The organism is Saccharopolyspora sp. NPDC000359 (assembly GCF_040300525.1).
Taxonomy (GTDB): domain Bacteria; phylum Actinomycetota; class Actinomycetes; order Mycobacteriales; family Pseudonocardiaceae; genus Saccharopolyspora.
This window is the reverse complement of sequence record NZ_JBEPDU010000033.1, coordinates 57563-70237: the sequence shown is the minus strand read 5'-3', so window position 1 is coordinate 70237 and position 12675 is coordinate 57563. Positions and strand designations below refer to the sequence as shown.

The window sequence follows — 12675 nt, the reverse complement described above, 5'->3', positions numbered from 1 at the left end:
CCCGAGCTGTCGTGCTCGGTGTGGTGCGACCCGCCGGGTCGAGCACGACGCGCTGACCCCGGAGACCAACCCCCCCGTCGCTCCGGGGTCAGCGCCTCCAACCCCTGATGCCGTTGACCAGCGCCCGCTCGTAGCGGGCGCTGGTGGCGTTCTCGGGGAACATCGACCCGTGCTGCAGCTCCAGCGAGACCAGGCCGTGCACCATGGCCCAGGCGGCGAAGGTGATCTCGTCCGGGTCGGCGTCGACCAGCAGGCCCTGGTCGACGCCCCGCGCGACGGCGTCCTGCAGCGGCCGCAAGCTGCGCAGCGCGGCCTCCAGGGCCTCGTCGTCGGGGGTGAAGTCGGGCACCGCGCGGCCGAACATGATCGAGTAGAAGTGCGGGTTGGCCAGGGCGCTCTCCCGGTAGGCCAGACCGAGCGCGCGCAGGTCGGCCACCGGGTCGTCGGTGCTGGGCACCTGCTCCATCCGGTCGCCGAGCCGCCGGAAGCCCTCCACGTACAGCGCGCGCACCAGCCCCGGCTTGCCGCCGAACAGCGAGTACACCGCGGTGGTGGAGGTGTCGACGTCCGCGGCCAGCCGCCGCAGTCCCAGCCCCTCCGGCCCCTGCGCGGAGAGCACTTCACCGGCCCGGTCCAGCAGCCGGGTGCGCAAGGCGTCGTCGTGCGCTCGCGGTCTAGGCATTGACCGAACGTATCGCCTTCACCGAGTGGTATCAGCGCGATACCATCACTCCATGGCCATGACCCTGCGCCTCACCGAGGAAGAGAACCAGCGGCTCGCCGAGCTGGCGGCGGCCGAAGGCCGGTCCAAGCAGGAGGTCGTGCGCAGTGCGCTGGCCGACCGCTGGGCCCGGCAGCAGAAGGAGCAGCAGCTCGACGACGTGGTGCAGCGGGTGCTGCCGCGCTACCGGGGCTTGCTGGACAGGCTCGGCAGCGCATGATCGACCATTGACGGTGTGATCGTTTACCTCGACACGTCGGACCTGCTCCTGCTCGCCACGGCGGTGACCGAAGGCGACCTGGTGGTGCGGGACGGCGGATTGCTCGACGCGGCCGCGTACCGGCCGCACGCCGAGGTGTTCGGCGTCCCCGCCTACGAGACGTTGTGGCTGAAGTCCGCCGCGCTGCTGGACTCGATCGTGCGCACCCGCCCGCTGGTGGCGGGCAACTGGCGGCTGGCGTGGGTGGCCGCGGTGGCGATGTGCGACCTCAACGGGTGGTGGGTGGAGGCCGCCGACGACGCGGCCCTGGAACTGGTCCGCGAAGTCGGCCGCGACCAGCGCGAACTCCCGGACGTCGCGGACCACCTGGAGTCCTGGGCGAAGCCCAAGGGGTGACCCCCGGAAGCGGTGGTGGCCCGGCCGGGACTTCCGGTCGGGCCACCGCGGTCGTTGTGCCGGTTGCCGGTCGTCAGCCGACGGAACCGCTTTGCATCTTGCGCAGCGCGATCGGCGCGCCCGCCAGGTCCTCCTCGTTGCAGAGCAACTTCAGGTCGTAGTACGGGGCACCTTCTCGGTCGTCGTAATCCAGGTGGACTGCGATGACATCGACGGGCTCGCCCAGCCACTCCTGGGCTTCGCGGAGCCACTTGGCGGAACGCTCCAGAGCGGCCGGTAGGTCGTTGTCGCGGAACTCGACAGGTCGGTAGGGAACGCCCTGAACCTGGTCGTGTGGACCAGCGGGCTGTGGGAGATCCACGGAGACGCCGGAGTCGTCGAGTTCGAGTCGGATCGTTTCCTCACTCACTGTCGCAGCGTAACCCCTCCGGCCCGGCAAATGCTGCTGGAGTCCTGGGTGGATGTGTTCCGACGTCCCGATTGGGGTGGTTCCAGGGGGACTGGACCGTTACCGAGCGCGAGGGAGGAGGGCGCCCCGAACATCGCACGTTGATGAGGGAAGGCGGGCTCAGCCCAGGGCGCCCCGTGTCGTCAAGGGGCGCGCCCCGACGACACGATCAGGTTACTCCGCCCGATCGGACCAAGATCAACTGGGGTTCTTCTGGTACCGCGCAACCGAAAACCCGTCGCGCGGCGGTGGGGGAAAACGCCGGAATGCCCGGTCCTGGGGTCAGGCGTCCATGAGCCCGGCCGCGACCGTCGCGCCCAGTTCCCAGCAGGCCGCCAGGTCGTCCCGCTCCGGGGCGCCCAGCGCGACGACCGGCTCGGCGACCTGCTGCCAGGACAGCCCGGTGGTGATCGAGCGGATCGCCCGCTGCGCGCCCTCCACGCCCTCGTTGCCGTGCACGTAGTACCCGAACGGGCGTCCCGAGGTCGAGTCCAGGCACGGGTAGTAGATCGTGTCGAAGAAGTGCTTGAGTGCGCCGCTGATGTAGCCGAGGTTGGCCGGGGTGCCCAGCAGGTAGCCGTCCGCCGCGAGGACGTCGCTGGCAGTGGCGCCCAGGGCCGCGCGGCACACCACCTCGACACCCTCGATCTCGTCGGTGGTCGCACCCTCGACGACCTTCTCGAACATCGCCTGCATCCCCGGCGACGGGGTGTGGTGGACGATCAGCAGCCTGGCCATTCAGCTCCCTCGCACGAGTTCGGACACGGCCCGCTCCAGCGCGGCTAGGCGGTCCGCGGCGCGCCGCTTGGCCGCGGGCAGCTCGTCGACCTGCTCGACCACCTGCAGGTAGCACTTGAGCTTCGGTTCGGTCCCGGACGGCCGGACGACCACCCGCAGCCCGCCCGCGCCGGTGATCACCAGGGCATCGGTCCTCGGCAGCAGGTCCTGCACGTCCACCGCGGTCCCGGCCAGCTCCGCCGGGGGGTGGGCGCGCAGCCGCTCCATGGTGCGTGGGATCTCGCCCAGGTCGGAGACGCGGACCGAGACCTGCCCGGTCTCGTGCACGCCGTGGGCGGTGGACAGCTCGTCGAGCAGCTGCGGGAGGCTGCGCCCCGCCGCCTTCAGCGTGGCCGCCAGGTCGCTGGCCAGCACTGCGGTGGAGATGCCGTCCTTGTCGCGCACGAAGTCCGGGTCGACGCAGTGGCCGAGCGCTTCCTCGTAGGCGTAGACCAGCCCGGTGCCCGCGCCGTCCCCGGCGCGCACCAGCCACTTGAACCCGGTCAGCGTCTCGTCGTAGCGGACACCGAACTCGGCGGCGATCGAGCGCAGCATGGTCGCGGACACGATCGTGGTGGCCACCAGCGGGTCCGCCTTGCGGTCCACAGTGGACAGGATGTGCCAGGCCAGCAGGACACCGGTCTCGTCGCCGCGCAGCATCCGCCAGGTGCCTCCCACCGGGACGCCCAGCGCGCACCGGTCGGCGTCCGGGTCCAGCGCCACCGCCAGGTCCGCGTCCACCTCGGCGGCCAGCGCCAGCAGCGCGTCCGTGGTCCCGGGCTCCTCCGGGTTCGGGAACCCGACCGTCGGGAAGTCGGGGTCGGGGTCGGCCTGCGCGGCGACCAGGTGCACGTCCTCGAAACCCGCGCGGCGCAACGCTTCCCGGAGCGGCCGCGCGCCGACGCCGTGCAGCGCGGTCGCCGCGATCCGCAACCCGCGGGCGCTGCCGCGCGGCAGGGTCGCGACCCGGGCCAGGTAGTCCTCCAGCGCCGACTCGTGGACCGACCAGCTCTCCGCGCGCGGCACCTCGTTGGCCGCCGGGGTCGCGGCCACCGCGGCCTCGATCTCGCTGTCGGTCGGGTCGACCAGGTGGATGCCGCCACGCAGGTACAGCTTGTACCCGTTGTCCTGCGGGGGGTTGTGCGAGGCGGTGATCTGGATGCCCGCGACCGCGTCCAGCGCGCGCACCGCGTGCGCGAGCACCGGCGTCGGCAGCGCCTCGGGCAGCACCCGCACGTCGAAACCGGCCGCGGCCAGCACCCCGGCGGTGTCGGCCGCGAAGTCGGCCGAACCGTGCCGCGCGTCCCGGCCGACGACCACGACACCACCACCGTGGCCGTGCGCGGACAACCACTCGGCCACCCCGGCAGTCGTGCGCACGACCACCGCGCGGTTCATGCCGTTGGCCCCGGCGCGGACCGCGGCGCGCAAGCCCGCGGTGCCGAACCGCGGCATCCCGGACATCCGGTCGGCGAGCTCCGGCGAGTCGGCGTCGACGAGCTGCTGCAGCTCGGCCTGCGTGCGCGGATCGACGTCCTCGGCGATCCACCGCTGGGCCGCGGCCCGCGCACCAGTCCGGCAAGTCCCCAACACTTCGCTCACGCGGCCTCCGATCGCCTCCGGCGCTGCCCGGCCCGGATCATCTCAGCTCCGCGCCGCCCGCGTGGGGTCGTGAGTGCGTAACAGTGTTCCAACACCGTTTCGCACTCACGACCCCCCGGGCTCAGCTGGCCTCGACGACGGAGCGCAGGAGCTTGCCCATGCGGCTGGCCGACGCGCGCCCCGCCGCCAGGACCTCCTCGTGGTTCAGCGGCTGGCCGGACAGCCCCGCCGCCAGGTTCGTCACCAGCGACAGGCCGAACACCTCGGCACCCTCGGCGCGGGCCGCGATCGCCTCCAGCACGGTCGACATGCCGACCAGGTCCACGCCCATGGTCCGCAGCATCCGGATCTCGGCCGGGGTCTCGAAGTGCGGACCGGGCAGCCCGGCGTAGACGCCTTCCTCCAGCGTCGCGTCGATCTCGCGGGCCAGCTCCCGCAGCCGCGGCGAGTACAGCTCGGTCAGGTCCACGAAGTTCGCGCCCACCAGCGGCGACCGCGCGGTCAGGTTGACGTGGTCGCTGATCAGCACCGGCTGCCCGACCTGCATGCCCTCGCGCAGGCCACCGGCCGCGTTGGTGAGCACCACGGTGCGGCACCCGGCCGCGATCGCGGTGCGCACGCCGTGCGCCACCTGGTCGATGCCCTTGCCCTCGTAGAGGTGGGTGCGGCCGAGCATGACGAGCACCCGCTTGTCACCCACCGGCACGGACCTGATCTTGCCGCTGTGCCCGATCGCGCCCGGGGCGGCGAAGCCCGGCAGGTCGCCCATGCCGATCTCGGTGGCGTGCGGGCCGATCTCCTCGGCGGCGGGCTGCCAACCGGAGCCGAGCACGACGACCAGGTCGTGGCGCTCGACACCGGTGGCCTCGGCGAGCGCGGCGGCGGCAGCGGACGGGTCGGAAGCAGTACTAGACGTCACGGCCGCGCAGCATAGAGCCTTCCCGGCGGTCGTGTCGGGCACGACGCGAACCCGTCAGGCCGCGCTGGTGTCCAGGGTCGGTGCGATCTCGTCCAGCACCGCCTGGAGCTCGGTGATCTGCCCGACCGGGCCGGTGACCCGCACGATCCACAGGTCCTTGCCCCGGCGGACCAGTTCCGCCGCCGTGGCGCGCTCGTCCGGGCTGCCGCTCGGGTCGAGCTCCGGGCGCACCGTCGTCGTGTAGACCAGCCGCTGCCCGTCGCCGTGGTCGGTCACCGTGTCCACCTCGACCTCGCCCTGCGCGCCCGCGGTGCTCGGCAGCCCGGCGAGGTAGTCGTCGATGTCGTGACCGGCGCGGAAGTAGTTGCCGTAGCGCTGCACGGCGACCTCGGTGCGGCCGTCCGGGGACACGTGCGAGACCACCAGGCTGTTGGCGATGTCGGTTCGTTCGCTGTGGAACGACCGCCAGCCCTCGGCGCTCGGGGCCAGCACGGTGAACTCGCCGCCCGAGGGCGCGGCGGTGTGCTTGGCGTTGTCCTCGACCTCCACCAGGCCCAGTGCCTCGCTCAGCGGCGTCTTCGTCGTCGGGATGCTCTGCTGCCAGGGGTTCGGCAGCACCGACTCCTGGGCGAGCAGTCGAACGGCGGCGAAACCACCGGTCAGGGCGGCGGCGAAGAGCAGGACGGCGGCCACCGCCAGCGCGATCACCGCCCACGGCGAGCGGCGGCGCGGCGGCGGGTCCTTCAGCGCGAACGGCGGCAGCCCGGGATCGCTGGCCAGCTGCTGCGCGGGAGGTGCGCCGAGCGTGGGGTTCTTGGGCTGGGCTGGCGGCGGGGTCGCCGGGACCAGCGTGCGGACCCGCACCGTGGGCGCGTCCGGGTCGAGCAGCATCGAGAACGGGCGCAGCCCCGGCTCGGGGAGCAGGTGCTGCACCCGGCGGCGGACCTCGGTCAACGGCATCCGCTGCGTCGGGTCCTTGACCATCAGCGCCGCGATGACCTCGCCGAGCGGGCCGGGCCGGGCCGACCGCGGCACCGGCCCGCGCACCACCTCGGTCACGGTGGCCAGCGGGTCGTCGCCGACGTCGTAGGGGGCGCGGCCCTCGGCGGCGGCGAACAACGTCGCGCCCAGCCCCCACAGGTCGGCCGCCGCCATGACGCCCTCGCCCGCCGCGACCTCGGGCGCGATGAAGGCCGGGGTGCCCAGCAGGATCCCGGTGCTGGTGATGGTGTGCTCGGCGATGTTGCGGGAGATGCCGAAGTCGCTGACCTTGATCCGGCCGTCGTCGCCGATGAGCACGTTGCCGGGCTTGACGTCGCGGTGCACGATGCCCGCCCGGTGCGCCGCGTCCAGCCCGGCCGCGACACCGTCGGCGATCACCGCGAGCTGCTGGTCGTCGAGCGGGCCGTGCTCGCCGAGGATCGCCGCGAGGCTCTGCGACGGCACGAGCTCCATCACCACGAACGGTTCGCCGTGCTCGCGGGCCACGTCGTAGAGGGTCACCACGTTGGGGTGCGACAGCACCGCGATCGCCCGGGCCTCGCGGAGCGCGCGTTCGCGCAGCTCGGCGGCCTCCTCGTCGGGCATCCCCGGGGGGAGCTTGACCTCCTTGACCGCCACCGGGCGGCGCAGCAGTTCGTCGGTCCCGGCCCACACGGTGCCCATCGCACCGCCGCCGAGCTCGCGGTCCAGCCGGTATCGGTCGCCGATCAGCCGGCCAGCGCCGGCGAGGGTGTGGTCATCGTTCGCGGGCACGCCCACATTCTCCACAGCGCACCTGCGGCGCGAGGCCGAACGGTCCGATCGTTGCGCACCTGGGACGCGGCCGCGCACCTCCTGGGACGATCAGTGCGAACCGGTCGTATCGGTGTTACAAAACGTGAGTAATCCCACCTGGGCGCGCGCCGCTGAGCCGTTGTTGACGCGGCTAACGTCTTTCGCCGCAACGAAAAAACCGGTCTCGATCCGCTACCGGTTCCTCGATCGCGGATTGGCTCGAATACGTGTGTTTCGGATAAGTTGGGCGCTGATCGGACCTCGCTGACATCGGTGGCCCGAGCCTTCTCATCGCCGATATTCGCAGCGTGGCGCGCTGGTGAGCAACATACCCCAGCCGAGGTGCGCCCGCGATGACGGTGGCGAACCATCCCGGTGGTCGGGTGTCGGCGGGCCGAGCTGACCACGACCAACCGGCGTCGAGGAGGTGCCCTTGCTCGCGTTCGTCGTCGTGCACCTGCTGGTGGCCCTGGCACTGCCGTTCCTCGCCCGCCGCAGCACCCGAGCAGCTTTCCTGACCGCAGCCGTCCCCCCGGCCGCGGCACTGCTCTGGGTGCTCGCGCAGGCAGGACCGGTGCTGGCCGGGGAGGCGATCAGCGAGACCGTCGAGTGGGCACCGCTGATAGGCCTGGAGTTCGCGTTCCGGCTGGACGCGCTGGCGCTGCTGATGACCATCCTGGTCGCCGGTCTCGGCGCCGTGGTGCTGGTCTACGCCGACTCCTACTTCTCCCGCGGCGGTGGGGACGCCCGCCGCTCCGCACCGCTGCTGCTGGCCTTCGCCGGGGCGATGCTCGGGTTGGTCTTCTCCGACGACCTGATCACCGTCTACGTCTTCTGGGAGCTGACCACCATCTGCTCGTTCCTGCTGGTCGGGCAGGCCGGGCTCAGCCGCGAGTCGCGCCGGTCGGCGCTGCAGGCGCTGATGATCACCAGCCTGGGCGGGCTGGTGATGCTGCTGGGCTTCGTGGTGCTGGGCGAGTCCGCGGGCACCTACCGGATCTCGGAGCTGGTGGAGAAGCCGCCGGGCGGCGCCGCGGTGACCGTCGCCGCGGTGCTGATCCTGGTGGGCGCGTTCACCAAGTCCGCGCAGGTCCCGTTCCACAACTGGCTTCCCGCGGCGATGGTCGCACCGACCCCGATCAGCGCCTACCTGCACGCCGCGTCGATGGTCAAGGCCGGTGTGTTCCTGGTGGCCCGGCTCGCGCCGGTGTTCACCGGCGTCCCGCAGTGGACGCTGCTGGCCATCGTGTTCGGCCTGGTGACGATGCTGGTCGGCGGCTGGCGCGCGCTGCACGAGTACGACCTGAAGAAGCTGCTGGCCTACGGAACGGTCAGCCAGCTCGGCTTCCTGATGGTGCTGTTCGGCGCTGGTACCCACACCGGCGCGGTGGCCGGGGCCACCATGCTGCTCGCGCACGGCATGTTCAAGGCGACGTTGTTCCTGGTCGTCGGCATCATCGACCACCAGACGGGCACCCGGGACATCCGCAAGCTGTCCGGGCTGGGCCGCCGGATGCCGGTGCTGGCGGTGATCGCCACCCTCGGCGTGGCCTCGATGGCCGGGCTGCCGCCGATGCTCGGCTTCGTCGGCAAGGAAGCCGCCTTCAGCGCCTTTCTCACCGGCGGTCGACCCGACCTGCTGGTGGACGCGGTGCTGGTCCTCGGCTCGATGCTGACCGTCGCCTACAGCCTGCGGATGCTGTGGGGTGCCTTCGCGGACAAGCCGTCGCTGCCGGACACCAAGGCGAAGACGCCCTCCTGGGAGTCGCTGATCCCCACCGCGCTGCCCGCGCTGGCAGGCATCGTGCTCGGTGTCCGCTACCGGATCACCGACAAGCTGGCGAACGCCTACGCCGTGTTCTTCACCCCGGTCGCCGAGCCGTACCACCTGGCGCTCTGGCACGGCTTCAGCCTGCCCCTGCTGCTGTCCGCGATCGCCGTCGCCGGTGGTGTCGCGCTGCACCTCGGCCGGGTCCAGCTGACCGCGGTGCGCAACCGGTTGCCCCGACCGCTGGACGCCCAGCGCGGCTACGAGCGGATCATGGCGCTGCTGGAGCGGGTGGCGGTCGGCGTCACCGGTCGCCTGCAGGTCGGTTCGCTGCCGACCTACCTGGGCATCATCCTGCTGACGATGCTGGCGATCCCCGGTTCCGCGCTGGTGCTGCGGGCCAGCATCCCGGACGGGCTGCGCGCCTACGACAACTTCCTGCAGGTCCCGCTGGCCATCGTGCTGGTCGTCGCGGCGGTCGCGGTGCTGCGCGCGCGGCGCAGGCTCACCGCGGTGCTGCTGGTCGGCGTCGTCGGCTACGGCATCGGTGGCCTGTTCATCGTCGACGGCGGCCCCGACCTGGCGCTGGCCCAGTTCCTGGTGGAGACGCTGACGCTGGTGGCGTTCGTGTTCGTGCTGCGGCGGCTGCCGGTGCGCTTCACCCAGTCCGACACCTCGAAGACCTGGCAGGTGCCGAAAGCGGTCATCGCCGGTGCCGCCGGGACCTTCATCGCGGTGGCCGCGGTCATCTTCAGCGGGGCGCGGCAGAGCCCGCCGGAGGCCAGCCAGGCGTTCATCGCCAACGCCGAGCAGGGCGCGGGCGCGACCAACGTGGTCAACGCGATCATCGTCGACTTCCGCGCCTTCGACACCGTCGGTGAGATCGCGGTGCTCGCCATCGCCGCCACCGGCGTCGCCAGCCTGATCCTCGCCTCCCGCCACGAGCGGCGGAAGCGCAGCACACGGGTGCCGGTACCCGTCAAGACCCCGACCAAGCAGCAGGAGGAGGTGCGCGAATGACGACCACGCCGATGAAGCGCCCGTCCTGGACGACCTGGGACGCACCGACCGAACGCTGGTTGCTGTCCGGGTTCTGCCGGGACGGCAGGCAGCGCACCGTGCTGCTCGAGCTCGCCGCCCGCACCATCTTCCCGACCGTGCTGGTGTTGTCCATCTACCTGCTGTTCGCCGGGCACGACCGGGCCGGTGGCGGGTTCAGCGGCGGCCTGGTCGCCGGGCAGGCGTTCGTGCTGCGCTACCTGGCCGGTGGCCGGATGGACGACAGCTCGATCATCCCGATGCGGCCGCCGGTGCTGATCGGGCTCGGCCTGACCATCGCCACCACCTCCGCGTTCCTGCCGGTGCTGTTCGGCGGCGAGCTGCTGGAGACGGCGATCTACAAGTTCACCGTGCCGCTGCTCGGCCAGATCAAGGTCGTCACCAGCTTGCTGCTGGACAGCGGGGTGTACCTGCTGATCGTCGGGGTTGTTCTGGACCTGCTGCGCACCCTGGGCTCGGGCATCGAGGCCGACGCCGACGCGGCGGAGCGGGGGCAGCCATGACCATCAACCTGACCATGGCCGTGGTGCTCGCGGTCCTGTACTCGGTCGGCTTCTACCTGCTGATGCAGCGCTCGCTGATGCGCATCCTGCTGGGCATCGTGATCCTCGGGCACGGCTCGAACCTGCTGCTGCAGACCGCGGGCGGGCCGCCCGCCCTGGCCGCGATGATCGGCACCACCGACCCGGCGCAGATGGCCGACCCGCTGCCGCAGGCGATGGCGCTGACCGCGATCGTGATCACCTTCGCGCTGACCACGTTCCTGCTGGCGCTGGCCTACCGCTCGTGGACGCTGCTCGGCCACGACGAGGTCCGCGACGACCTGGAGGACCGGCGCATCCAGCGGTTGGAGCGGCGGCTGGCCGAATCCGAGGAGGACAGCTCGGAGGAGCTGGAGAAGGAGGCCACCCAGTGACAGTCCTCGTGGCCCTGCCCGTCCTGCTGCCCCTGCTGGCGGCCGGGCTGTCGCTGGCGCTGGGGCGCTTCGCCGACATCCAGCGCGCGCTCGGGCTGCTGGTGCTCGGCGGGATCATCGCCGACGCGGCGGTGCTGCTCCACGTCGCCGACCGCTCCGGGCCGGTCGTGCTGCAGATGGGTGCCTGGCCCGCGCCGTTCGGCATCACGCTGGTCGCCGACCGGCTCTCGGCGCTGCTGCTGCTGGTCTCCTCGGTGGTGACCTTCGCGGTGCTGATCTACTCGATCGGCCAGCGCATCACCGACTACGGCCGGGAGCGCTCCAGCACCACGTTCCACCCGATGTACCTGATGCTGTGCGCGGGCGTCTCGCTGGCCTACCTCACCGGCGACCTGTTCAACCTGTTCGTCGCCTTCGAGATCATGCTCAGCTCCTCGTACGTGCTGATCACCCGGCGCACCACCGCCACCCGGGTGCGCGCGGGGATGACCTACGTGATCGTCAGCCTGGCGTCCTCGCTGCTGTTCATCACGATGATCGCGCTGGTCTACGCCTCGACCGGCACGGTGAACCTGGCCGACCTGGGCGAGAAGGTGCACCAGCTGCCCGACGGCCTGCAGATCGCGCTGTCGCTGCTGGTGGTGATCGTCTTCGGGGTGAAGGCGGCCATGGTGCCGCTGCACTTCTGGCTGCCGGACAGCTACCCGACCGCGCCCGCGCCGGTCACCGCGGTGTTCGCCGGACTGCTCACCAAGGTCGGCATCTACGCGCTGATCCGCACCCAGACGCTGGTGTTCAGCCACTCCGAGAGCTGGAACCTGATGCTGGGCATCGCGCTGATCACCATGGTCGTCGGCGCGCTCGGCGCGCTGGCCCAGAACGACCTGAACCGGTTGCTGTCCTTCCTGCTGGTCAGCCACATCGGCTACATGCTGTTCGGGCTCGGCGTCTACGACGTGGTCGGGCTGACCGGCGTGATCCTCTACGTGGTGCACCACATCACCGTGCAGGCCGCGTTGTTCCTGGTCAGCGGTCTGATCACGCGGCACACCGGCACGGTGGCGCTGACCCGGATGGGTGGGCTGGCCAAGGCCGCGCCGCTGATCGCGGTGCTGTTCGCGCTGCCCGCGCTGGCCCTGGCCGGGGTGCCGCCGTTCTCCGGGTTCGTCGCCAAGCTGGCGCTGCTGCAGGCCGGTGCCGGTGCCGGGACCTGGACGGCCTACGTGGTGACCGGCGGGCTGGTGCTGACCAGCCTGCTCACCCTGTACGCGATGGCGCGGGTGTGGACGCGGGCGTTCTGGGGCCAGGTCAAGGCCCCGGAGCAGGACCCGGACCCGACCGATGAACTGGTGGTCGGCACCGGCACCTCGAACCGCTCGATGGTGGTGGCCAGCGGGGTGCTGGTGGCGACCAGCGTGGTGATCGCGCTGGTGGCGGGTCCGCTGGCGGAGGTCAGCGGGCGGGCCGCGACGGATCTGATGCACGGCGAGACGTACCGGACCGCGGTGCTGGGAGGTGCCGGATGACCGAGCGGATCGCCCGCCGGGGCAAGTTCGTGCGGCGGCTGCCGATCGTGGCCTGGCTGACTTTGGTGTGGGTGATGCTGTGGGGCACCTTCGACCTGGGCACGCTGTTCTTCGGCCTGGTGGTGGCGGTGTTCGTGGCGACGCTGTTCCCGAACCCGACCATCCGCACGAACTTCGCGGTGCGCCCGCTGCGGGTGCTGCAGCTGTTCGGGTACCTGGCCTGGGACCTGGTGATCTCGACCCTGCGGGTGTCCTGGCAGGCGGTCACCCAGGGGCCGGGCACGCCCGCCGGGATCGTGGCCGTGACGCTGCGCACCGACTCCGACCACATCACCGCGATGCTGGCCAACGGGGTGTCGCTGGCGCCGGGCAAGTTCGTGCTGCAGATCGACCGGGTGAACCGGATCTGCTACGTCTACGCGCTCGGGATGCGCGCTGAGGACGCCGAGTCGGTGCGGCAGGAGGTGCTCGCGCTGGAGCGCCGGATCGTGCGCGCGGTCGGTTCGGACACCGACCTCGCGCTGATCAGCGGAGAGGAGGGGTGACC

General features: G+C 71.6%; 13 protein-coding genes. 7 read left to right on the top strand and 6 right to left on the bottom strand.

What is annotated here, in order from left to right; all coding sequences use genetic code 11:
* Positions 1-88: 88 nt before the first annotated feature.
* Positions 89-682, bottom strand: a complete 594-nt coding sequence (locus ABT324_RS21235) for a TetR/AcrR family transcriptional regulator (RefSeq protein ID WP_351180128.1) — start codon at positions 680-682, stop codon at positions 89-91.
* Between the two features lie 52 nt (positions 683-734).
* Here ABT324_RS21235 and ABT324_RS21230 point away from each other — a divergent pair, with 52 nt between their 5' ends.
* Together ABT324_RS21230 and ABT324_RS21225 are read left to right on the top strand one after the other, a co-directional pair.
* The gene (locus tag ABT324_RS21230; protein WP_351180125.1) at positions 735-941 is read left to right on the top strand and encodes a ribbon-helix-helix protein, CopG family; all 207 of its coding nucleotides are present in this window, start codon (positions 735-737) and stop codon (positions 939-941) included.
* Between the two features lie 15 nt (positions 942-956).
* Positions 957-1337, top strand: a complete 381-nt coding sequence (locus ABT324_RS21225; protein WP_351180122.1) for a type II toxin-antitoxin system death-on-curing family toxin — start codon at positions 957-959, stop codon at positions 1335-1337.
* A 73-nt stretch (positions 1338-1410) separates the two neighbouring features.
* Here ABT324_RS21225 and ABT324_RS21220 read toward each other — a convergent pair whose 3' ends face one another.
* From ABT324_RS21220 to ABT324_RS21200, 5 genes are all read right to left on the bottom strand, one after another.
* Positions 1411-1746, bottom strand: a complete 336-nt coding sequence (locus ABT324_RS21220) for a hypothetical protein (RefSeq protein WP_351180119.1) — start codon at positions 1744-1746, stop codon at positions 1411-1413.
* 321 nt (positions 1747-2067) lie between these two features.
* Positions 2068-2523 (bottom strand): flavodoxin family protein, encoded by a 456-nt coding sequence (locus ABT324_RS21215; RefSeq protein WP_351180116.1) that lies wholly within the window; start codon positions 2521-2523, stop codon positions 2068-2070.
* The gene (locus tag ABT324_RS21210) at positions 2524-4155 is read right to left on the bottom strand and encodes a phospho-sugar mutase (RefSeq protein ID WP_351180168.1); all 1632 of its coding nucleotides are present in this window, start codon (positions 4153-4155) and stop codon (positions 2524-2526) included.
* A gap of 130 nt (positions 4156-4285) precedes the next feature.
* Positions 4286-5083: a purine-nucleoside phosphorylase gene (locus tag ABT324_RS21205; RefSeq protein WP_351180165.1), complete on the bottom strand. Its 798-nt coding sequence runs from the start codon at positions 5081-5083 to the stop codon at positions 4286-4288.
* 54 nt (positions 5084-5137) lie between these two features.
* Positions 5138-6838 (bottom strand): serine/threonine-protein kinase, encoded by a 1701-nt coding sequence (locus ABT324_RS21200; RefSeq protein WP_351180113.1) that lies wholly within the window; start codon positions 6836-6838, stop codon positions 5138-5140.
* 454 nt (positions 6839-7292) lie between these two features.
* On the opposite strand from ABT324_RS21200, the gene mbhE reads away from it, so the two are divergent.
* The 5 genes from mbhE to ABT324_RS21175 are packed head-to-tail and all read left to right on the top strand — an operon-like array spanning position 7293 to position 12673.
* Positions 7293-9647 carry a hydrogen gas-evolving membrane-bound hydrogenase subunit E gene (gene mbhE / locus ABT324_RS21195; protein WP_351180110.1) on the top strand — a complete coding sequence of 785 codons (2355 nt, stop codon included), beginning with the start codon at positions 7293-7295 and terminating at the stop codon, positions 9645-9647.
* A complete protein-coding gene (locus tag ABT324_RS21190) occupies positions 9644-10189 on the top strand; it encodes an MnhB domain-containing protein (RefSeq protein WP_351180107.1) in 546 nt (181 codons plus the stop codon). The genes mbhE and ABT324_RS21190 overlap by 4 nt, the downstream gene beginning before the upstream one ends.
* Complete coding sequence (locus tag ABT324_RS21185) at positions 10186-10602, top strand: Na(+)/H(+) antiporter subunit C (RefSeq protein ID WP_351180104.1); 417 nt, start codon at positions 10186-10188, stop codon at positions 10600-10602. Before ABT324_RS21190 ends, ABT324_RS21185 begins: the two co-directional genes overlap by 4 nt.
* Complete coding sequence (locus ABT324_RS21180; protein WP_351180101.1) at positions 10599-12128, top strand: Na+/H+ antiporter subunit D; 1530 nt, start codon at positions 10599-10601, stop codon at positions 12126-12128. Before ABT324_RS21185 ends, ABT324_RS21180 begins: the two co-directional genes overlap by 4 nt.
* A complete protein-coding gene (locus ABT324_RS21175) occupies positions 12125-12673 on the top strand; it encodes a Na+/H+ antiporter subunit E (RefSeq protein ID WP_351180098.1) in 549 nt (182 codons plus the stop codon). Before ABT324_RS21180 ends, ABT324_RS21175 begins: the two co-directional genes overlap by 4 nt.
* The last annotated feature ends 2 nt before the right edge of the window (positions 12674-12675 follow it).